21 protein-coding genes are annotated in these 21366 nt (G+C 67.4%); 10 read left to right on the plus strand and 11 right to left on the minus strand.

Annotated features, from left to right (window positions below; translation table 11 throughout):
- Window position 1: 1 nt before the first annotated feature.
- The 3 genes from AC1DDO_RS20500 to AC1DDO_RS20510 are packed head-to-tail and all read right to left on the minus strand — an operon-like array spanning window position 2 to window position 2246.
- Window positions 2–967 carry a 1,4-dihydroxy-2-naphthoyl-CoA synthase gene (locus tag AC1DDO_RS20500; RefSeq protein WP_476868970.1) on the minus strand — a complete coding sequence of 322 codons (966 nt, stop codon included), beginning with the start codon at window positions 965–967 and terminating at the stop codon, window positions 2–4.
- A gap of 21 nt (window positions 968–988) precedes the next feature.
- Complete coding sequence (locus tag AC1DDO_RS20505; protein WP_441409707.1) at window positions 989–1429, minus strand: VOC family protein; 441 nt, start codon at window positions 1427–1429, stop codon at window positions 989–991.
- Window positions 1430–1484: 55 nt separating this feature from the next.
- Window positions 1485–2246 (minus strand): lysostaphin resistance A-like protein, encoded by a 762-nt coding sequence (locus AC1DDO_RS20510; protein WP_476868969.1) that lies wholly within the window; start codon window positions 2244–2246, stop codon window positions 1485–1487.
- 179 nt (window positions 2247–2425) lie between these two features.
- Here AC1DDO_RS20510 and AC1DDO_RS20515 point away from each other — a divergent pair, with 179 nt between their 5' ends.
- Together AC1DDO_RS20515 and AC1DDO_RS20520 are read left to right on the plus strand one after the other, a co-directional pair.
- Window positions 2426–4075 carry an ABC-F family ATP-binding cassette domain-containing protein gene (locus tag AC1DDO_RS20515; RefSeq protein WP_476972628.1) on the plus strand — a complete coding sequence of 550 codons (1650 nt, stop codon included), beginning with the start codon at window positions 2426–2428 and terminating at the stop codon, window positions 4073–4075.
- 269 nt (window positions 4076–4344) lie between these two features.
- The gene (locus AC1DDO_RS20520; RefSeq protein WP_441409710.1) at window positions 4345–5802 is read left to right on the plus strand and encodes an amino acid permease; all 1458 of its coding nucleotides are present in this window, start codon (window positions 4345–4347) and stop codon (window positions 5800–5802) included.
- A 75-nt stretch (window positions 5803–5877) separates the two neighbouring features.
- Here the strand turns inward: AC1DDO_RS20520 and AC1DDO_RS20525 are convergent, their stop codons facing one another.
- The 6 genes from AC1DDO_RS20525 to AC1DDO_RS20550 form a co-directional block, all read right to left on the minus strand.
- A complete protein-coding gene (locus tag AC1DDO_RS20525) occupies window positions 5878–6711 on the minus strand; it encodes an aldolase/citrate lyase family protein (RefSeq protein WP_476972629.1) in 834 nt (277 codons plus the stop codon).
- Window positions 6696–7481 carry a 2-oxo-hept-4-ene-1,7-dioate hydratase gene (gene hpaH / locus AC1DDO_RS20530; RefSeq protein WP_476972630.1) on the minus strand — a complete coding sequence of 262 codons (786 nt, stop codon included), beginning with the start codon at window positions 7479–7481 and terminating at the stop codon, window positions 6696–6698. The genes AC1DDO_RS20525 and hpaH overlap by 16 nt, the downstream gene beginning before the upstream one ends.
- Before the next feature lie 96 nt (window positions 7482–7577).
- The gene (hpaD, locus tag AC1DDO_RS20535; RefSeq protein ID WP_476972631.1) at window positions 7578–8657 is read right to left on the minus strand and encodes a 3,4-dihydroxyphenylacetate 2,3-dioxygenase; all 1080 of its coding nucleotides are present in this window, start codon (window positions 8655–8657) and stop codon (window positions 7578–7580) included.
- Window positions 8658–8704: 47 nt separating this feature from the next.
- The gene (gene hpaE / locus AC1DDO_RS20540; RefSeq protein WP_476972632.1) at window positions 8705–10219 is read right to left on the minus strand and encodes a 5-carboxymethyl-2-hydroxymuconate semialdehyde dehydrogenase; all 1515 of its coding nucleotides are present in this window, start codon (window positions 10217–10219) and stop codon (window positions 8705–8707) included.
- Between the two features lie 9 nt (window positions 10220–10228).
- Window positions 10229–10915: a GntR family transcriptional regulator gene (locus AC1DDO_RS20545; protein ID WP_476868963.1), complete on the minus strand. Its 687-nt coding sequence runs from the start codon at window positions 10913–10915 to the stop codon at window positions 10229–10231.
- Window positions 10908–12392, minus strand: a complete 1485-nt coding sequence (locus AC1DDO_RS20550) for a fumarylacetoacetate hydrolase family protein (RefSeq protein ID WP_476972633.1) — start codon at window positions 12390–12392, stop codon at window positions 10908–10910. Before AC1DDO_RS20550 ends, AC1DDO_RS20545 begins: the two co-directional genes overlap by 8 nt.
- A 223-nt stretch (window positions 12393–12615) precedes the next feature.
- Between AC1DDO_RS20550 and AC1DDO_RS20555 the strand changes: the two genes are divergently transcribed.
- A complete protein-coding gene (locus tag AC1DDO_RS20555; RefSeq protein WP_476972634.1) occupies window positions 12616–14517 on the plus strand; it encodes an FAD-binding monooxygenase in 1902 nt (633 codons plus the stop codon).
- 82 nt (window positions 14518–14599) lie between these two features.
- Here AC1DDO_RS20555 and AC1DDO_RS20560 read toward each other — a convergent pair whose 3' ends face one another.
- Both AC1DDO_RS20560 and AC1DDO_RS20565 read right to left on the minus strand, forming a co-directional pair.
- A complete protein-coding gene (locus tag AC1DDO_RS20560; protein WP_476972641.1) occupies window positions 14600–15370 on the minus strand; it encodes a dienelactone hydrolase family protein in 771 nt (256 codons plus the stop codon).
- Between the two features lie 143 nt (window positions 15371–15513).
- Window positions 15514–15690, minus strand: a complete 177-nt coding sequence (locus tag AC1DDO_RS20565; RefSeq protein ID WP_441409718.1) for a CsbD family protein — start codon at window positions 15688–15690, stop codon at window positions 15514–15516.
- 111 nt (window positions 15691–15801) lie between these two features.
- Here AC1DDO_RS20565 and AC1DDO_RS20570 point away from each other — a divergent pair, with 111 nt between their 5' ends.
- From AC1DDO_RS20570 to AC1DDO_RS20600, 7 genes are all read left to right on the plus strand, one after another.
- Complete coding sequence (locus tag AC1DDO_RS20570) at window positions 15802–16275, plus strand: SRPBCC family protein (RefSeq protein WP_476868994.1); 474 nt, start codon at window positions 15802–15804, stop codon at window positions 16273–16275.
- A complete protein-coding gene (locus tag AC1DDO_RS20575; RefSeq protein ID WP_476972635.1) occupies window positions 16275–16949 on the plus strand; it encodes a pentapeptide repeat-containing protein in 675 nt (224 codons plus the stop codon). The genes AC1DDO_RS20570 and AC1DDO_RS20575 overlap by 1 nt, the downstream gene beginning before the upstream one ends.
- A 109-nt stretch (window positions 16950–17058) precedes the next feature.
- Window positions 17059–18270, plus strand: coding sequence for a thiolase family protein (locus AC1DDO_RS20580; RefSeq protein ID WP_476972636.1), 1212 nt, complete (start codon window positions 17059–17061; stop codon window positions 18268–18270).
- Window positions 18270–19079, plus strand: coding sequence for an enoyl-CoA hydratase/isomerase family protein (locus AC1DDO_RS20585; protein ID WP_476972637.1), 810 nt, complete (start codon window positions 18270–18272; stop codon window positions 19077–19079). Before AC1DDO_RS20580 ends, AC1DDO_RS20585 begins: the two co-directional genes overlap by 1 nt.
- Before the next feature lie 2 nt (window positions 19080–19081).
- Window positions 19082–19954, plus strand: coding sequence for a 3-hydroxyacyl-CoA dehydrogenase family protein (locus AC1DDO_RS20590; protein WP_476868957.1), 873 nt, complete (start codon window positions 19082–19084; stop codon window positions 19952–19954).
- 32 nt (window positions 19955–19986) lie between these two features.
- Window positions 19987–20610: a GNAT family N-acetyltransferase gene (locus AC1DDO_RS20595; RefSeq protein WP_476868956.1), complete on the plus strand. Its 624-nt coding sequence runs from the start codon at window positions 19987–19989 to the stop codon at window positions 20608–20610.
- A gap of 65 nt (window positions 20611–20675) precedes the next feature.
- Window positions 20676–21356, plus strand: coding sequence for a tyrosine-protein phosphatase (locus AC1DDO_RS20600; protein WP_476868993.1), 681 nt, complete (start codon window positions 20676–20678; stop codon window positions 21354–21356).
- The last annotated feature ends 10 nt before the right edge of the window (window positions 21357–21366 follow it).

A 21366-nucleotide genomic window follows, 5' to 3' on the forward strand; every position in this document is an offset into this window, starting at 1 on the left:
CTTAGAAGTAGTACGGGAACGCGGACCAGTCGGGGTCGCGCTTCTCGAGGAAGGCTTCCTTGCCCTCCACGGCCTCGTCGGTCATGTACGCCAGCCGGGTCGCCTCGCCCGCGAAGACCTGCTGGCCGGCCAGGCCGTCATCAGCCAGGTTGAAGGCGAACTTGAGCATGCGGATGGCCTGCGGGGACTGCCGGGCGATGTCCGCGGCGTACTTCAACGCGACCTCCTCGAGGCGTTCGTGGTCCACGGCCTCGTTCACGGCGCCCATCCGGACCATGTCCTCGGCGGAATATTCGCGGGCCAGGAAGAAGATTTCCCGGGCGGCCTTCTGGCCGATCTGCCGCGCCAGCAGGGCCGAGCCGTAACCGGCGTCGAAACTGCCCACGGTGGCGTCTGTCTGCTTGAATTTTCCGTGCTCGCGGGAGGCGATGGTGAGGTCCGAGACCACGTGGAGGGAGTGTCCGCCGCCGGCCGCCCAGCCATTGACGACGGCGATCACCACCTTGGGCATGGTGCGCATGAGCCGCTGGACTTCCAGGATGTGCAGCCGGCCGGCCCGGGCGGGGTCGATGGTTTCTGTCGTTTCCCCATCTGTGTCTTGTACTACGTACCGGTAGCCGTCACGGCCGCGGATCCGCTGGTCCCCGCCGGAGCAGAACGAGTGGCCGCCGTCCTTGGCGGAGGGGCCGTTGCCGGTGAGCAGGACGGTGGCCACGTCCGGGGTCATCCGGGCGTGGTCCATGGCGCGGTAGAGCTCGTCCACGGTGCCGGGCCTGAAGGCATTGCGGACCTCGGGACGGTTGAAGGCGATGCGCACGGTGGGCAGGTCCCGGACCACGGAGCCGTCCGCCCCACGCTCCACCTGCCGGTGGTAGGTCATGTCCTGGAAGTCGTCGAAACCGGACACGGTGCGCCACCGGGTGGGGTCAAAGACGTCGGATACCTTGGCGGGGATTTCGTTGCTCACAGTCCGAGTCTAGTAATGGCGTCAGCTGATGCAGAACTCGTTGCCTTCCGGGTCTGCCATGGTGTGCCAGGAATGCGGTCCCTGGTTGGCCGACCAGAGGTAGGTGGCGCCGCGCGCTTCGAGCGCAGCCCGCGCGGCGTCCTTGTCCGCGCCGGCGAGCCTGACGTCCCAATGGATGCGGTTCTTGACGGTCTTCTCCTCCGGGGCAGTCTGGAACAGGATCCGGCGGGCAGGGGCTTTGGCGTCGATTTCTTCGGGCGGCCGGATGGCGGCGCCGGCGCGCCACACGAGCCTGCCCTGGTGGGTCATGGTTTCCGCCTCGGTAGCGAAGCCCTGCTCGATCATGGAGCGGATGAAAACCTCATCCTGCGGCTCCACGGCCCACTCCAGTGTTTCGGCCCACCAGTCGGCGAGCTCGTGCGGGTTTCGGCAGTCAACGGCGATCTGGATGTTCAGTGTCATGGAAAGAACCTACGACGTCGGCGCCCGCGCCGGAAGTGGCACCACGTTGGGTTGGTTAGCCCTGGACCTGCTGCAACTGGTCCAGGACCTCCGGTGGAATCGCGTAAATGAAGACGACCGCCAGGAGGTTCTTCGAAGCGTGGACGAAGTAGGAGAACATCAGGTTCTTCCCGGTCCAGACGTACACGAACACCAGGACGGCGCCCATGGCGAGGTACGGCATCAGCACCTGCAGGGTCATTTGTTCCTGCCCAACGATGTGCAGGGCCGCGAACAGGACCACCGACAGGGCACAGCAGAGCCAGAGGTTGACCCGGCGGCTCAGTTTGCCGATCAGCAGGTGGCGGAAGATGTATTCCTCGACGAAGGGTCCCACGATCACCAGCAGGGGCACCATGAGCCAGACCGGTACCTGCTGCATGAGCGCCTGGAGCCCGGCCTGGTTGGCGGAGGTCTGCACCGGCCCGCTGACGGCTACGAAGATCGCGGTGAGGATGAGCATCGCCACCACGGCCAGCGGCACCATGAGCACCGTGAACCAGGGCCGTGTGGCAAGGACACGGAGGTCGCGGCCGGCAACGCGGTGCGCGGCGGTCAGGGCAAGGACGCCGATGGTCGCGTAGAAGACCAGGTTCACCGCGTAGGAGGCCACCGCGGGATTGGGCGAAATCTGCAGCAGCAGCGGCACCAACAGCCCGCCTGCCACGGCGAAGAAGGCGGCCACCGCAACATAGAGTCCGGCGGTGATGAAATCGAGCCGGGAGAACCGGTAAAGCTCCGGCTGCGGCGCGGGTGGTGTGCGGAGAGCTGTGCCCATGTCCCCAGCCTAGCGCCGAGGCGAGGCTGCGCGGTGGTGCCTGCCGCGTGAGCCCGTCCGACGGCAGCAGGCAAGTCCGACGGCGGCAGGCGCCCCGGTGCCCCCAGTGCCGGGCGGCGGTGCCATACTGGGGACTCAAGCCGCCGCCGGGCAGGCTGGCACCGACTTGCGAGGACCCCTTGAGCGAACATCTCCGCCTTACGGGCGTATCCCACGGTTATGGGGATCGCCAGCTCTTTGCCGGCGTCGACCTCGTTGTCACTGCCGGTGAGCATGTGGCGATCGTCGGCGAAAACGGCGCGGGCAAATCCACGCTGCTCAGGATTCTGGCCGGGATCGAGGCCGCGGACGAGGGGACCGCCGTCAGCCAAGGCCGCGTGGGCTACCTTGCCCAGACCCATGGCATGCCTGAGCAGTTCACCGTCAGCGACGCGATCGACGCCGCACTGGAATCGCTCCGCGCACTGGAGGCCGAGCTGGACCGGCTGGAGGACGGGCTGGCCGGCGCGGATGCGGAGGACCTGGAGCGCTACGGAAACCTGCAGACGCAGTACCAGCTCAGGGAGGGCTACGCCGCGGAATCCCGGGTGGAGGCGGCGCTGGACCGGCTTGGCCTGGGCGGCCTGGACCGGATGCGGACACTGGGCTCGCTCTCCGGCGGGGAACAGGAACGCGTGGCACTGGCCTGCGTTCTGGCCGATCCCGCGGACATCCTCCTCCTGGACGAGCCCACCAACCACCTGGACGCCAGCGGCACGGCCTGGCTGGAGGGACGGCTGGCGGCCCACCGCGGCACCGTGGTGGTGGTCTCCCATGACCGCGTCCTGTTGCGCAAAGTTGCCTCCACCGTCATTGAGGTCGATGCCGAACGCCGGACGGTCAACCGCTACGGCAACGGCTATGAAGGATATCTGCGGGAAAAAGCAGCCGAACGCCAGCGCTGGGCGCAGCAGTACCACGGGTGGCTGGACGCGATGGCCGCCGAACGGCTTCAGGCGGACACCATCGCGGGGAGGATGGGCTACGCCCGCCAGCGCGACGGCGACAAGATGGGGTTCGACTTCAAGGCCGGCACGTGGCAAAAGGCGGCCACCAGCAAGGTCCGCAATGCCCAGGAGCGCCTCCGCAGGCTGGAGGCAAACCCCATCGACCGCCCGCCGGTGCCCTTGAAGCTGGCGGCGGACCTGCGGGCGGACCTTGGCGGGGGCCCCGCCCTTGAAGCGAAGGGGGTGGCCGTGCCTGGCCGCCTGGAAACGTCGGACTTCCGGGTGGAGGCTGCCCAGAAGATCCTCATCACCGGTCCCAACGGGGCGGGCAAGTCCACGCTGCTCTCCGTCCTCGCGGGCACGCTGGAACCGGCCACGGGCACCGTGGTGCGGCACGGCCGGATCGGCTACCTGCAGCAGGAACTGGAACTCCCGCCGCGCCCGGGGCTGCGCCTGCTGCCCGCCTTTGCCGCGGGACTGGGCGGCAACATCGATGAGCACGCGGAGGCCTTGCTGCGCCTGGGACTCTTCCGGGCCAGCGAATTCCATGTCCCGGTGGGAGGCCTCTCGGCAGGTCAACAGCGCAGGCTGGCCCTGGCCCGGCTCCTGCTGGGCGGGTTCGGAACGATGCTGGTGGATGAGCCCACCAACCACCTGGCGCCCGTCCTGGTGGAACAGCTGGAAGCGGCCCTGTCCGGCTTCGCGGGGACACTGGTGATGGTCAGCCACGACCGCGCGCTGGGGGACTGGTTCAGCACGTGCGCCAGGGACAGCGCAAACGGGCCTGGGGACGGCGCCGGGAACTGGCTCCGGTTCGCGATGAGGGACGGCGCACTGGCCTGACAGCCGGATGCACCGGTATTTTTGGTACCCAAATAGAACATTATTCGGCGATTTCGAAAATCATGCGTCATTAATTGGGAATAGTATCCGCCTGTTGTTGCCCTCGTCACGGTCAAGCCGGGAATTCTAGTACGATGGATGAGCCGCGCGAAGGTTTGACTCTCGTGAGGTTCGGTACATGTTGATGCCCCACCGGGGCAAAAAACCGACTGCTGCGTCACCGAATCCCGGTCCCGTCCCGGCCATAATCCGACCTACAAGGAACCGTTGTGCCATCAATTACCCCCACAGAACTCCAGAGCGCGCCAGCGGAATCCGCCGTCGACTCGACCCTCAGCGCCGAGGGCTACAAGAAGACCCTGAGCGGCCGCCACGTGACCATGATCTCGATGGGCGGCGCAATCGGCGTTGGCCTGTTCATGGGTGCCGGCGGACGCCTGGCCTCCACGGGACCGGCGCTGATCTTCTCCTACGCCATCGCCGGCGTCATCGCCTACCTGCTGATGCGCGCGCTCGGTGAACTGATCATGTACCGCCAGACCTCGGGCTCCTTCGTCAGCTACGCCGGCGAAATGTTCGGCAAGAAGGGCGCCTACATCTCCGGCTGGATGTACTTCATCAACTGGGGCATGACCGGGATCGCCGAGCTCATCGCGATCGGCCTGTACTTCCAGTTCTTCTTCCCCAACGTGCCCGTGGAGGCGTCCGCGATTGCCGCGCTCGCCATGCTGGTGGCCGTCAACCTGCTCAGCGTCAAGGCGTTCGGCGAGTTTGAATTCTGGGCATCCTGCCTCAAGGTCGGCTCCATCCTGATCTTCCTGGCCGTTGGCACCTTCATGGTGGTCACCAACGCCAAGGTGGGCGACGGCCATGCCTCGGTGGCCAACCTCTTTGCCGACGACGGCGGGATGTTCCCCAAGGGCGCCCTCGTGATGGTCCTCGTGCTCAACGCCGTGATCTTCGCCTACAACGGCATCGAACTCGTCGGCATCACCGCCGGCGAGATGCAAAACGCCAAGCGCGAAGTGCCCAAGGCGATCCGCGCCGTCGTGCTGCGCATTGTGGTGTTCTACGTCGGTTCCGTGCTGCTGCTGGCCATGCTGCTGCCCTCGGACCAGTACAAGGCCGGTGTGTCCCCGTTCGTCACCGTGTTTGGCCAGATGGGCCTCGGCTGGGTGGGCGACGTCATGAACATGATCGTCATCACCGCCGCGCTGTCCTCCTGCAACTCGGGCCTGTACTCGATCGGCCGTGTCTTCCGCACCATGGCCAACAACGGGCATGCCCCGCAGTGGCTCACCCGGATGTCCAAGCGCCACGTGCCGTACGCGGCCATCCTGGCCATCGCGGCCTTCTACCTGGTGGGCATCCTCCTGAACATCTGGCTGGGCGGCTCGCACGCCTTCGACCTCGCACTGAACACCGCCTCGATCGGCGTGATCTTCACCTGGGGAGCCATCTTCGCCAGCCAGATCGCCCTGCGCCACCAGAAGGGCCGCGTGTCCAGCCTGCCCATGCCGGGCTCGCCCTGGACCAGCTGGGCCGGACTTCTCGCGCTGCTGGCCATCACCGTGCTGATCGGCTTCGACACCATGACCAGCAAGACAGGCGAGGTCTTCCACCTGGGTCTCTGGACCCTGGCCACGGTTCCGTTCTTCGCCCTGGTGCTGTGGCTGGGCTGGCAGAAGGTCAAGAACAACGCGCCCAAGAACGAGCTCTACAGCTAACTGCTCCTACGCGCAGCGACGGCGGCAGCCACCTTCACCAGGTGGCTGCCGCCGTCGCGGTTAACCCCGGAATCCTCAGTAGCTGGCGGGAGCGTTGCCAGGCTGGGCCGCCGGGCCCGGCCGGACGTATTCCGCGGCGAGTGCTTCGGAGCCGCGGGCCAGCAGTGCGACATCGGCGCCCACCAGGATGAAGGCGGCGCCGGCCGCCATGTAATGGTGCGCGGTGGCAGGGTTGAAGGCGTTCACGCCGGCGGGCTTGCCGGCCGCTTTGGCGGCGGCTAGGCAGTGTTCGACGGCGGCGCGCACCTGGGGGTGTTCCTGCTCTCCCAGGACGCCCATGGAGGCGGCGAGGTCGGAGGGGCCCAGGAAGATGGCATCCACGCCGTCGACGGCCAGGATCTCCTCCACCGACGCGACCGCGGCGTCGGATTCGATCTGGACGGTGAGGCTGATGGTCTCGGAGGCGCGGGCGAGGTAGTCCGGGATCCGGTTCCAGCGCGAGGCCCGGGCCAGGGCGGAGCCCACCCCTCGGACGCCGTGCGGCGGGTAGCGGGTGGCGGCCACCGCGGCCTTGGCCTCGGCGGCGGAGTTCACCATGGGGATCAGCAGGTTCTGGACCCCGAGGTCCAGGTACTGCTTGATCAGCACCGTGTCGTTGACCGGCGGCCGGACCATGGCCTGGACCGGGTAGCCGCGGACGGCCTGCAGCTGGGCGAGGATCGATTCGAGCCCGTTGGGGCTGTGTTCGGCGTCGATCAGCAGCCAGTCCAGGCCGGCCCCGGCGCAGAGCTCTGCCACGAGCGGGCTGCCTGAGCAGACCCACATCCCCGCCAGCGGCCGGCCGGCAGCGCCCGTTTGGTTGCGCAGGGCGTCGCGGAACGTGGGGTCGGGGTCTACTCGAAGCGGCATGCGATGCTCCCCAACGGTCCGTAGTCGGCGTGGACGGTGTCGCCCTGGTACACCCAGAGCGGCCGGGTGAAGGAACCGGCGAGGATGATGTCGCCGGCCTTCATGCCGTCCCCGTGGGCGGCGATCTTGTTGGCCAGCCAGTGCACTCCGTTGGCCGGGTGGTCCAGGACCCCTGCCGCGACGCCGGTTTCCTCGACGGTCTGGTTCTTGTACAGGATCGCGGAGACCCAGCGTAGGTCCACGGCGTCCGGCTTCACCGGGTTGCCGCCGACCACCATGGCGCCCATTGCCGCGTTGTCGGCGATGGTGTCCACGATGGTCCGGCCCTCCATTTCGATCCGGGAGTCCAGGATCTCGAGGGCCGGGACCACGTAGTCGGTGGCGTTGAGGACGTCAAAGATGGTGCAGCCGGGGCCGGCCAGGCCCTTCTTGAGCACGAACGCCAGCTCCACTTCGACCCGCGGGTGGGTGTATTGGTCCCACTGCACCGAACACCCGGTCTCGAGGACCATGTCATCGAAGATCGCTCCGTAGTCCGGTTCGGTGATGCCGGTGGCCGCCTGCATGGCCTTGGACGTGAGGCCGATCTTGCGGCCCACGAGCTTCCGGCCGGCGTCCTCGTTGCGGCGCCGCCACAGCTGCTGGACGGCGTAGGAGTCCTCCACCGTCATGTCCGGGTACCGGGCCGTCAGCCGCGGGACCGGAGTCCGGGACCGGGCGGCCTCCAGCAGCTCGTCGGCAATGGCCTCGATGGTCGCGGAGTCAAGCATTCGGGTGCTCCTCAGGTGGTTGGGCAGCTCAGTGTGGGGGAAGCTGGGGCCCGGTCCCGCATCTGGGGGATGCGGGACCGGCAGGGCGATGAGGGCCTAGAGCTGCGCGCCGAGCTTGAAGCCCTCGGCAGCACTGTCTGCGTCCTTGCGCGTGTAGGAGAAGCCGTCGGCACCGACCGTGACGGCCATTTCGGAGGCATCAGTGCGTTCGATGACCGGCTGCGGATTGCCGTCGAGGTCCAGGACGAGGGAGGCCTCCGTGTACCAGGACGGGACCACGGGGTTACCCCACCAGTCGCGGCGCTGGTTGTCGTGGACGTCCCAGGTGATGGTGGGATTGTCCGGGTCGCCGGTGTAGTAGTCCTGGGTGTAGATCTCGATGCGGTGGCCGTCCGGGTCCAGGATGTAGAGGTAGAAGGCGTTGGAGACGCCGTGCCGGCCGGGGCCGCGTTCGATCCGATCGGAGATGCGCAGGGCGCCCATCTTGTCGCAGATCTGGATGATGTTGTGCTTCTCATGGGTGGCGAACGCGACGTGGTGCATGCGCGGGCCGTTCCCGCCGGTCAGTGCGGTGTCGTGCACGGTCTGCTTGCGGTGCATCCAGACGGCGTAGGAGACGCCGTCGGAATCCTGGATGTCTTCCGAGACGCGGAAGCCGAGGTCCTCAAGGTACTTGCGGCCCTTGGGGACGTCCGGGGTGACCTGGTTGAAGTGGTCCAGGCGGACCAGCTCGCCGGCGGAGTAGAGGTCGTAGCGCTGGGTAAGGCGCTCCGCGTGCTCGGTCTCGTAGAAGAATTCGTAGGGGAAGCCCAGCGGATCCTCGACGCGGACGGCGTCGCCGATGCCCTTGGTGAAGCCTTCCTTGCGGCGCTCGGTGCGGCAGCCCAGTTCCTTGTAGTAGGCCTCGGCGGCGTCCACCTCGGCGGGGGACTTCACCCGGTACGCGAACGCGGCAACGGCGGCGATAGGTCCCTTGCGCAGCACCAGGTTGTGGTGGATGAACTCCTCGAGGGAGCGCAGGTAGATGGCGTTTTCGTCTTCCTCGGTGACGTGCAGTCCGAGGACGTCCACGTAGAACTCGCGGGACTTCGCGAGGTCGGTGACGACGATTTCCATGTAAGCGCAGCGGACGATGTCCGGAGCCGGGACCGTCGGGGTGGGGACAAAGTTGGTCATGGTGTTCTCTCTTCTTTGAAAGGGGGCTGGTTGGCGCTAGCTGGAATTCAGGCGCCGAATTTAGGGGTGTGGACTGAGCCGAGGGTGATGTGGACGGCCTGCTGGTCGGTGTAGAAGTCGATGGAGCGGTAGCCGCCTTCGTGGCCCAGGCCGGAGGCCTTGACGCCGCCGAACGGGGTGCGGAGGTCCCGGACATTGTGGCTGTTGAGCCAGACCATGCCGGCCTCGACGTTCTGCGAGAAGTTGTGCGCCCGCGTCAGGTTCTGGGTCCAGATGTAGGCCGCGAGCCCGTACTTGGTGTCGTTCGCCAGGGCGAGGGCTTCGGCGTCGTTCTCGAAGGGGGTGATGGCGACGACGGGGCCGAAGATCTCCTCCTGGAAGATCCGCGCGTCCGGGGCGACGTCCGCGAAGACGGTGGGGGCGATGTAGTTGCCCTCCGGCAGGTGCTCCGGGCGGCCGCCGCCGGCCAGCAGCCGGCCCTCGGACTTGCCGATCTCCACATAGGAGGCCACCTTGGCGTAGTGCTCCGGGTGGACCAGCGCGCCGACCTCGGTCTTGGGGTCGTGCGGGTCCCCGACCACGATCTTCTTGGTGCGGGCGGCGTACTTCTCGCAGAATTCCTCGTACACGGCGCGCTCCACCAGGATCCGCGAGCCTGCGGTGCAGCGCTCCCCGTTGAGCGAGAAGACGCCGAACAGGGCCGAGTCGATCGCGGCGTCGAGGTCGGCGTCGGCGAACACGACGCACGGGGACTTGCCACCGAGCTCCATGGACAGGCCCTTGAGGTTGGCCGCGGCGTTGCGGAAGATCGTCTGACCCGTGGTGGTCTCTCCGGTGAAGGAGATCAGCGGCACGTCCGGGTGCTTGACCAGGGCGTCGCCTGCCTCCTCGCCCAGGCCGTTGACCAGGTTGAACACGCCGTCCGGCAGGCCCGCGTCCTTGAAGATCTGTGCCCACAGCGAGGCCGAGAGCGGGGTGAACTCGGCCGGCTTGAGCACCACGGTGTTGCCGGCGGCAAGGGCGGGGGCGAGCTTCCAGGACTCGAGCATGAACGGGGTGTTCCACGGCGTGATGAGCCCGGCGACGCCGATCGGCTTGCGGTTGACGTAGTTGATCTGGGCGCCGGGGACCTTCATGGCGTCGTCGAACTGGGCCACGATCAGGTCCGCGAAGAAGCGGAAGTTCTCCGCCGCGCGCAGGGCCTGGCCCTTGGCCTGGGTGATCGGCAGGCCGGTGTCGAAGGTTTCCAGCTCGGCGAGCCGGGCCTCCTGGGCCTCGACGGCGTCGGCGATCTTGTTCAGGACGCGGGCGCGCTCGCGGGGCTTCATCTTCGGCCACGGGCCATTGGTGAACGCGTTGCGGGCGGCGGCGACGGCGAGGTCGATGTCCTTCTTTTGCCCTGCGGCAGCGGTGGCGTAATTCTGATTGGAGACCGGGTCCAGGACGTCGAAGGTTTTGCCGCCCACGGAGTCAACGAACTCGCCGTTGATGTAGTGCTGGATGTGGGTGGGAAGGTCCTGCGGAACGTAGTGGGTGGTGGTCTCAGGTGCAGTGAACGTCATTGTTTTTCCTTACTGCTGTGTGGTTTGGGCGAGGTACGCGTCCAGGGTGGCGCTGCGGTGGCGGCGAGCGGCTTTTTCGATGTCGTCCGGACTGGCGCCGGACTCGATGAGCTGCAGCAGCGCTTCATGTTCCTCCACGGATTCATGGGCGCGGCCGGGGACGAAGCGGAACGTGGATGAGCGCAGTGACGCGAGCCGGTTCCAGCCCCGGTGGACCAGGTCCAGGATGTGCGGGTTGGGGCAGTGTTCGAACAGGACGCTGTGGAAGTCCTGGTTCAGCGCGGTGAACCGGACCGGGTCGAAGTGCTGCAGGCAGTCGCGCATCTCGGCGTTGACGGCCCGGGCGCGGGCCACGTCTGCCTCCCCGATCAACGGAGCCGAGAGGGCTGTTGCGGCGCCCTCGACGATGCTGAGGGTCTGCATCGTATAGAGGTACTCCGTGGGGTCGATCCCGGAGACGGTGGCGCCGACGTTCCGTTCGAACTTGACCAGGCCTTCGGCTTCGAGCCGGCGGATGGCTTCGCGGACCGGGACCACGCTGACGCCCAGGTCCTCGGCGATCTTGGCGAGCACCAGCCGGTAGCCGGGGGAGTAGGTCCCGTCCACGATCCGGGACTTGACGGCCGCGTAGGCCTGCTCGGACTTGCTGACGGTGGTGGCTATGTTGGTGCCTGCGGCGGCGGCTGTGTCAGTCATTGGCCTTGCCTGCTTCCCATGCCTCATAGCGGGTCCGCCAGGCGGCGTTGAGCGGGTAGAGCCCGTCCACGCTGTGGCCCTGCTGCACCATCTCGGCGATGAAGGTTTCCTCGCGTTCCTGGGCGATGGACTCGTCGGCGAGCTCGTCGGCGAGGGCCGGCGGGATCACCAGGATGCCGTCGGCGTCGGCCACGATGATGTCCCCGGGCTGCACGGTGGTGCCGCCGCAGGCGATGGTGATGTCCGTGTCCCACGGGATGTGCCGCCGGCCAAGGACGGCGGGGTGCGGGTTGGCATAGTAGGTGGGCATGTCCATGGCGGCGACGGCGGAGAAGTCGCGCACGCCGCCGTCGGTGATGATGGCGGCGGCGCCGCGGACCTGGGCGCGGAGGGCCAGGATGTCGCCGATGGTGCCGGTGCCCTTTTCGCCGCGGGCTTCCATCACCAGGATCTCGCCCTCGTTGACGGAATCGATGGCCTGCTTCTGGGCATTGAAGCCGCCGCCGTGGGTCTTGAACAGGTCCTCGCGGTTGGGCACGTAGCGCAGGGTCCGGGCCAGGCCCACGATCCGCTTGTCCGGCCGGGTGGAGGTCAGGCCGTCGATGCTGACGTTGTTCAGGCCGCGCTTGCGCAGCTGGGAGGACAGGGTGGCGGTGCAGACGCTTTCCAGCTTCGCCTTCAGCTCCGGGGTCAGGACCGTAACCGGCCCGACGGCGGGAAGGCCGGCCGCTTCGCGGGAGCCGTACGCTTCCTCCCGCTGGAGATCATCGGTCCTGGGCCCGGCGCCGAAGTCCGCGAACGGCGTCGTGCCTTCCGCAACCCGGGTGACCAGCCGGCCGGTAGAGAGCCCGGTGGGTTCGGTGCTGACTTCCACCTCGACGACGTCCCCCGGCTTGGCCACGGATGCCCCGGCCGGGGTGCCGGTGAGGATGATGTCGCCCTCTTCGAGGGTGAGCAGCTGGGACAGGTCGGCGACGAGCCGGGTGAAGGGGAAGAGGAGGTCTTCGGTGGTGTCGTCCTGGACCAGTTCGCCGTTGTGCCAGGTGCGGATCCGCAGTGCCGCGGGGTCAACGGTGTCCGCGGCGATCAGTCCAGGGCCCACCGGGGTGAAGCCGTCGCCGCCCTTGGACCGGAGGTTGGAGCCCTTGTCCGCGTAGCGGAGGTCGTAGACGCCGAGGTCGTTGCTGGCCGTGACCCACTCGACATGGCTCCACGCGTCCTCGATGCCCACGCGGCGGGCGGCCTTGCCGATGACCAAAGCGATTTCGCCCTCGTAGCCGAGGAGCTCGCAGCCGGCCGGGCGCTCCACCGATGAAGGGGCCTCCGCCGAACCGATAGCCAGGGAGGAGGAGGGCTTCAGGAAGTAGGAGGGCTGCTCCGGTGTGCGGCCGCGCTGGGCCGCCCGGCTGGGGTAGTTGATATGCACCGCGATGACCTTGCGGGCCGCGGCCAGGATGTGGTCGGTGACCTGTTCCAAGATTGTCTCCTCATCGAGTACGAAATCGTATACGATGACTATGTCCCAAGAAACGCCGATCGTCAACCCCTTGTTCCGGGGGTTTTCAAGGCACTTGTAACCCGCGTCATGTCTGCCGTACAGTTCTGGATCACAGAATATATTTCGATTATCGAACACGAAGTTCTATTATCGAACACGCAAGACGGCGACAGGCCGCCACACAACGAAGTGAGGAAAGCCCGTGCATTTCCACCATCACGGTTACGTATCCGGAGACCCGCGCGTCCAGCCGGCCGCCGGCGCCGGCATCGACCGACCCACACAGCTTCCTGACGAGGTTGACGTGCTCATTGTGGGCACCGGCCCGGCAGGGATGCTCGCGGCCGCCCAGCTGTCCCAGTTCCCGGGCGTCACAACCCGCATTGTGGAGCGCCGCGCAGGTCGGCTCGCCATCGGCCAGGCCGACGGCATCCAGGCCCGGAGCGTGGAGACCTTCCAGGCTTTCGGCTTCGCCGAGCGGATCATCGCTGAGGCGTACCGCATCACTGAGATGGCGTTCTGGAAGCCGGACCCCCAGAACCCCTCGAGCATCGTCCGCAGCGCCCGCACCCTCGATGACCCGGGCGGGATCAGCGAGTTCCCGCACCTGATCGTCAACCAGGCCCGCGTGCTGGACTACTTCGGCGAGTTCATGGCGAACTCACCCACCCGCATGTCGCCCGACTACGGCCTGGAGTTCGGCAGCCTTGAGGTCACCGGTGAAGGGGAGTACCCGGTCACCGTGACCCTCGTTCACACGGCCGGCCCCGACGAGGGTCAGGAGCGCATAGTCCGGGCGAAGTACGTTGTGGGTGCGGACGGCGCGCGGAGCAAGGTGCGGGCTTCGATCGGCTGCACCATGGCCGGCGACCAGGCCAACCACGCGTGGGGCGTCATGGACGTGCTCGCGAACACGGACTTCCCCGACATCCGCCTCAAGTGCGCCATCCAGTCCCACGACGGCGGCAGCATCCTGCTGATCCCGCGCGAAGGCGGGCATCTGTTCCGCATGTACGTCGACCTTGGCGAGGTGGCCGCAAACGACAACGGTGCCGTCCGCAAGACCACCATCGAGCAGATCATCGCCAAGGCCAACGCGATCATCCAGCCCTACACGCTCGATGTGCGCAACGTGGCCTGGCACAGCGTGTACGAGGTGGGCCACCGCCTCACCGACCGGTTCGATGACGTCCTGCCGGAGCAGCTCGGCACCCGCACGCCGCGGGTTTTCATCACCGGCGACGCCTGCCACACCCACAGCGCCAAGGCCGGCCAGGGCATGAATGTCTCCATGCAGGACGGCTTCAACATCGGCTGGAAGCTTGGCCATGTGCTGGAGGGCCGCAGCCCGGAAAGCCTGCTCTCCACCTATTCGGCCGAGCGGCAGGTCGTCGCGAAGAACCTGATCGACTTCGACAAGGTGTGGTCGACGCTGATGGCAAAGAAGCCCGAGGAGTTCGAGAACCCCTCCGAGCTTGAGGACTTCTACGTGCGCACCGCGGAGTTCCCCGCGGGCTTCATGACCGAGTACTCGCCGTCGATGATCGTCGCCGAGGCGACACATCAGAACCTGGCCACCGGTTTCCCCGTCGGCAAGCGCTTCAAGTCCGCGCCCGTTGTGCGGGTCTGTGACACCAACCCGGTCCAGCTCGGCCACCAGGCCACGGCGGACGGCCGCTGGCGGATCTACGTCTTCGCGGACGCGGCCGTTGCTGGAGCGCCGTCGCCGACCGCCGACCTCGCCGCGTGGCTGGCCAACGCGCCGGATTCGCCGCTCGCCGCCACCCCCGATGGGGCGGACCGTGACGCGTGGTTCGACGTGAAGGTGATCTACCAGCAGGACCACACAGGCATCGACATCGGCGCCGTGCCTGCCGTGTTCAAGCCGGAAGTCGGGCCGTTCAAGCTCACCTACCTCGAGAAGGTCTACGGCACCGATCCCACGGCGGACATCTTCGAACTGCGCGGCCTCGACCGCGGCGGCGTCGTCGTGGTGGTCCGCCCGGACCAGTACGTGGCGAACGTCCTGCCGCTGACGGCGACGACGGACCTGGCCGCGTTCTTCGAGCCCCTCCTGCGGACAGGGCTGACCAAGACCGTGTGACATCCGAGCACCCGCGCGCCATCCGGCGCGCGGGTGCCCAACCCAGGTGCTGAGCCCGTCAGGTACTCAGCCCTTTAGGTACTCAGCCCGTCAGATGCCGGGCGAAGTGGTCCTCGATCCGCTGCCAGGCTTCCGGGGCGGACTGCGGGTCAGGGCCGATGCCCATAACCCGGGAGAGCGGCCGGAGTACCTTTGGGCCGGTCTCCGCATCGTTGAGGAAGGCATGCCCAGCGTGCGGGAATTCCTTGACGTCGTGGGCCACGCCGATGCGGTCGAGCACGGACTCGAGCTTCGCCGCCCCGCCGCGCAGCGTGCGGTCCCTGCCGCCGAAGTTGGCCACGATCGGGCAGGCGCCGGCGAGCGTCTCTTCGGGGTTCTTGGGGAGCCGGCCGTAGTTGACGGCTGCGGCGTCAAAGCCGTCATTGGCCAGGAGCAGGGCGAAGCCGCCGCCCATGCAGAAGCCGATCACTCCGACCTTGCCTGTGGTCCGGCCGGATTCCTGCAGCCAGTCCCGGGCCGCCGCCAGATCGATGAAGGCCCGGCCTTCGCCTGCCGCCAGCGCACGCATGGTGGCCACGAGGCAGCGGCGGGCGCCGCCGTCGCTGTACAGGTCAACGGCCAGCGTCAGGTAGCCCGCCGCAGCCATCCGGTCAGCGTGGCGGACGGTGATGTCATCCAGGCCGAAGGCTTCATGGACCATCAGGACGGCCGGAAAAGGCCCTTCGCCCGCCGGGGCCGCCAGGTAGCCGCGCAACACCGGCGACCCGCCGGCGGCAACGCTGGCCCGGCTCAGGTCGACGTTGCTGCGATCCCGGCTCGCGTGCCTGCCGTGGTCCGTCCCTGTTCCCGCCATGGTGTCCCCTCCGTCGGTCTGTGCGGCCATTCTTGCAGGCTGGCGGCCAAAGAGGGGCAAAAGCCGGGCATAAAACCGGGCACAAAAAAGCGGCGCCGGACATCCCCCAAAGGAAAATCCGGCGCCGCCAAACTTTGTAAGGACTAGTCCTTCTTGAAGGCGTCCTTGACGTTTTCGCCAACTTTCTTGGCGTCGGCCACAACCTGGTCGCGCTGGCCCTCGGCCCGAAGCTGGTCGTTGTCAGTGGCAGTTCCGGCGGCTTCCTTAGCCTTGCCGCCCAGGTGCTCCGCTTCGTTCTGAATCTTGTCTCCGATACCCATGGTTCAGGCCACCTTTCGTTTCCGGTCCAAATTGCTGTCCGTCCAGACTAACACAAAGCATGCTTACTAATTCAAGTCAATCGCGCGGGCCGATCCGATAGGCTCGAGGTCATGGACCACAAGACCACGCTCACCCAGCACATCAATGCTCCGGCTGACTCGGTCTGGGCGGTGGTGTCGGACATTCCCGGATCTGCCGCCACCCTGTCCGGCGTCGATGCGATCCAGATGCTCACCGACGGGCCCTATGCCGAGGGCACCCGCTGGAAGGAAACCCGCACCATGATGGGGCGCTCGGAAACCGTGGAGATGTGGGTTTCCCAGTGCGAGCCGCCGTCGCCCGGACGGGCGGGCGGCACCACGGTGAAAGCCCTCCAGGGCGGCGCCGACTACACCTCCCGGTTCTCCTTGGCCGAACGCGACGGCGGGACTGACCTCACGCTGACCTTTGGCGCCGAAGTCATCAAGCCCACCCGGTTCAGCAAGATCATGCTCACCGTGTTTGGTCCCCTCGGCATGCGCATTACCCGCAAGGCGCTTGCGAAAGACCTGGCGGAAATCGCCGCCAAAGCCGAATCCCTCTGATGGCCGGGCGCGCAGCTGGAAAAGCCCCTAAGGTCACCGCGCCCCGCCTGGCGCCGGTCCGGCCGGGGGAGTTGCGGGACGATCCTGCCCCGGACTTCCGCCGTGGGGAACGGTACGACGGCGTCCGGTACAGCCGCGCCTCGGCGGACGGGCTGGAGCTCGGCGGCACTGACTTTGCCGAGTGCGAATTCGCCGGTGTCTCCTTCAATGAGACGCAGCTGCGTGGTGCCACTTTCCGTGACTGCATCCTCACCGAGGTCTACGCGCCGGTGCTGACGGCGGCCCGGGCAAGCCTGCGGGATGTGGAGATCGGCAACCCCCGCTGGGGATCGGCGGAGTTCTATGAAAGCGGCTGGCAGTCGGTGCGGATCGACGGCGGCAAGCTCGACTACGTGAACCTGCGCGGATCCAAGCTTACGGACGTGCAGATCAGCGACTGCATCATCAACGAGCTGGATCTGGGCTCTTGCACCGCCACCCGGGTGGCGTTGAAGAACTGCACGATCGGCACCGTGGACTTCAGTGGAGCCAGGCTCAAGGACTTCGACCTCCGCGGCACCGACTTCCGCACGATCAATGGCCTGGGCAGCCTGGCCGGCCTTGTGATCGACGACTACCAGCTCACCCTGCTGGCGCCGCTGCTCGCAAGCCACCTGGGCGTCGTCGTCGCGTAATCCGGCCGCATCCGGTTGACCCACTTGCCCTGCCGTGTAATCTTTATAGAACGAACGGTCGGTAAATTACTCTGCTGCCGGCCCCGCTTTCTTGGTGAAGGATGTTCTCATGGTCGAGGCTTTTCTTGTTGGCGGCGCCCGCACCCCAGTGGGCCGTTACGGCGGCGCCCTCTCCGCAGTCCGCCCCGATGACCTGGCCGCACTGGTGGTCCGCGAGGCAGTGGTCCGCGCCGGCGTCGATCCTGACGCCATTGACGAGGTAATCCTCGGCAACGCCAACGGCGCCGGCGAAGAGAACCGCAACGTGGCCCGCATGGCCACCCTCCTTGCTGGACTGCCCCTGCACATCCCCGGCATCACCGTGAACCGGCTCTGCGCCTCCGGGCTCAGCGCCATCATCATGGCCAGCCACATGATCAAGTCCGGCGCCGCTGACATCGTGATCGCCGGCGGCGTCGAATCCATGAGCCGGGCACCCTGGGTCCAGGAAAAGCCCCGGACCGCCTTCGCCAAGCCGGGCGAAATCTTCGATACCTCCATCGGCTGGCGCTTCGCCAACCCGCAGTTCACCACCGGCGAGCTCTCCCGCGACGGCAAGATGACCTACTCCATGCCGGAGACGGCGGAGGAAGTGGGGCGGGTCGACGGGATCTCGCGCGAGGACGCCGACGCCTTCGCCGTCCGCTCCCACGAACGCGCCCTGGCCGCCATCGCCGCCGGCCGCTTCGCCGAGGAAATCGTCCCCGTGACCGTCAAAACCCGCAAGGGCGAAACCCTGGTGGACACCGATGAAGGCCCCCGCGCCGGCACCACCATGGACGTGCTCGCCGGGCTCCGCCCTGTGGTCAAGGGCGGTTCGATCGTTACCGCCGGCAACTCCTCCACGCTCAACGACGGCGCCTCCGCCATCATCGTCGCCTCCGAAGCCGCGATCCAGAAGCTTGGCCTCACGGCCCGCGCCCGCATCATCGACGGCGCCTCCGCCGGCTGCGAGCCCGAAATCATGGGCATCGGCCCGGTTCCGGCCACCCAGAAGGTCCTCAAGCGCAGCGGCCTCAGCGTCGGTGACCTTGGCGCCGTCGAACTTAACGAAGCGTTCGCCACGCAGTCGCTGGCCAGTATGCGCCGGCTCGGCCTGGACCCGGAGATTGTGAACCGCGACGGCGGTGCGATCTCCCTGGGCCACCCGCTGGGTTCCTCCGGTTCCCGGATCGCCATCACGCTGCTGGGACGGATGGAACGCGAGGATGCCAAGATCGGCCTGGCCACTATGTGCATCGGCGTCGGCCAGGGCACGGCCATGCTGCTGGAGCGGGTTTAGTGGCGGCCCCGGCGCTCGACCCGGCCGGCTTCAGCACACTGCTGGTGGACCAGCGCGAGGACCGCGTGGTGGTGGTGCTCAACCGCCCCGAGGTCCGCAACGCGATCGACCAGCAGATGGTCGACGAACTCCACACCGTGTGCGCCCACCTTGAGCAGCATCCCAAAGTCCTCATCATCGCAGGCGCCGACGGGGTTTTCGCGTCCGGCGCCGACATCGGTCAGCTGCGCGAACGCCGCCGCGATGATGCCCTGCAGGGCATTAACTCCACCATTTTCGTCCGGATCGCCAAGCTGCCGATGCCCGTCATCGCCGCCCTGGACGGCTTCTGCCTCGGCGGCGGTGCCGAACTGGCGTACGCCGCCGACTTCCGGATCGGCACCCCGTCCGTCCGGATCGGCAACCCCGAAACCGGTCTCGGCATCCTGGCCGCCGCCGGCGCCAGTTGGCGCCTCAAGGAACTGGTGGGGGAGCCGGTGGCCAAGGAAATGCTGCTGGCCGGAGCCGTGCTGCGCGCGGAACGTGCCCTGGCCGTCAACCTCATCACCGAAATCCATGAACCCTCCGAGCTGATGGCCGCCGCCCACAGGCTCGCGGACAGGATCGCCACTCAGGACCCGCTCGCCGTTCGGATCACCAAATCCGTGTTCCATGCCCCGGCCGAGGCACATCCCCTGATTGACCAGCTGGCGCAGGGGATCCTCTTCGAATCCCAGGCCAAGTTCGACCGCATGCAGGCTTTCCTGGATAAGAAAGCAGCCAAGAAAGCCGCCAAGACGTCCGCCACTGAACCCGGAAAGCAGAAATAGCCATGGGCAACCCCGTACTCCCCGCCAACCTGCCCGCTACCGTCGGAGTGCTGGGCGGCGGCCGCATGGGCGCCGGCATCGCCCACGCGTTCCTGATCAAGGGATCCAATGTCCTGGTCGTCGAGCGCGACGAGGCTTCGGCCGAGGCCGCCCGGGAACGGGTCGAATCCGCCGCCGCCAAGAGCATTGAACGCGGCGCCGTGGACGGCAACCTGGACGAAATGGTCTCCCGGCTAGCGGTCACCGTGGACTATGACGACTTCAAGGACCGGCAGCTGGTGATCGAGGCCGTTCCCGAAGACTGGGACCTGAAGGTCACCGCCCTGCGCGGCATCGAGGAGCGGCTTGCCGAGGACGCCTGCCTCGCGTCCAACACGTCATCGCTGTCCGTCAACGGACTGGCCCGTGAGCTGAAGCGGCCGCAGAACTTCCTGGGCCTGCACTTCTTCAACCCGGTGCCGGCGTCGACACTCATCGAGGTGGTCCTCGGCGAGCAGACGTCCGAGGCCCTGGCCCAGGCCGCCCGCGGCTGGGTCGAGGCCCTCGGCAAGACCGCCGTCGTGGTCAACGACGCGCCCGGCTTTGCCTCCTCCCGGCTGGGCGTCGCGATCGCCCTCGAAGCGATGCGCATGGTGGAAGAGGGCGTGGCCAGCGCCGAGGACATCGACAACGCCATGGTCCTGGGCTACAAGCACCCCACGGGCCCGCTGCGGACCACCGACATCGTGGGCCTGGACGTGCGCCTGGGCATCGCGGAATACCTGCAGTCCACCCTGGGCGAGCGGTTCGCCCCGCCGCAGATCCTCCGCGACAAGGTGGCCCGCGGGGAACTGGGCCGCAAGTCCGGCAAGGGCTTCTTCGACTGGACCAAGTGACCGGCGCAGGTCCGTGCCCCTAGGATGGTGCGGTGACTTCCCTGGACCGTCCCGCTATCGCCCCCATCACCCTGACCGGCAAATACGTCGTCCTTGAGCCGCTGAGCCAGGACCACCACGACGGCCTGGTCGAGGCGGCCCGCGACGGCGAACTGTGGCACCTCTGGTACACCAGCGTGCCCGCCCCGGAACAGATGGCCGCCGAGATTGAGCGGCGCCTGGCCCTGCAGGAACAGGGGTCCATGCTGCCCTTCACCACGCGGCTCCTTGACCCCGCCACGGGCGGGCCGGGCCGGGTGATCGGCATGACCACCTACATGAACATCGACGCCGGCACGCCCCGGGTGGAGATCGGCTCCACCTGGAACGCGGCGTCCGCACACGGCAGCGGCAGCAACCCGGACTCCAAGTTGCTGCTGCTGCGGCACGCCTTCGAGACCCTGGGCTGCCCCGCCGTCGAATTCCGGACCCACTGGCTCAACCACCAGTCCCGCGAGGCGATCGCGCGGCTGGGCGCCAAGCAGGACGGCATCCTGCGCAGCCACACCCGCAGCGGCGACGGTGCGCTGCGCGATACTGTCGTGTTTTCCATCCTCGAGCACGAGTGGCCCATGGTCCGGAACGGCCTGGAGGCCCGGCTGGCCAGGGTCCGGTAATGGCTGCCGGCGGCCTGCAGCGGGCAGGCGGAGCGGACGGGTCCGGGACGGCGGCGCCCGGAGCGATGGAGTGGGACGGGGCCGTCAACGCGTGGCATGTGGCCGGGGACGTGTACCGGATGGGACGCCGCGAATGGCTGACCGAGGCCGGCTGGCGGCAGGCGTACCGCCACGGCATCCGGACCGTCGTCGACCTCCGCAACGAAACCGAAATTCGGCGCCGGGAGACCGACCCGCCGGTGGCGCCGGCCGCCCTGGCCGGTATCGACGTCGTGATGGCACCCACCGAAGATCCGGGCAACGCCGAATTCCGCGCGCTCTGCGTGCCCTACCTGAACGACCCGGCCTCCTACGCCGACAACGCCAGGCTGTTCCCGGACCTGCTGGCCGGCGTCTTCAAGGCGGTGGCCGCCGCGGAGGGCGGCGTGGTAATCCATTGCTCTGCTGGCCGGGACCGGAGCGGCATGATTGCCGCCATGCTCCAGGACCTCGCCGGGCACAGTGACGAGGCCATTGTGCGCGGCTACCAGCGCTCCATGCGGGGCATCAACGAGCACCACCGGGACGCCGCTGTCCCGCATCCCCACGAACGGTTCCTGCCCGACGCCGTCCTTTTGCCCCTGCTGGAATCCCGGGGCGAAAGTCTGCTGGAATTTGTCCGGTCCCTGAACACCGCGGACTACCTGATCCGCCATGGAGTGACGTCCGGGGAGCTCGCGGCCATCCTTGCCAAGCTCGGCAGATAGGGCTCCCGCG

Source organism: Arthrobacter sp. 10N43 (assembly GCF_056394525.1).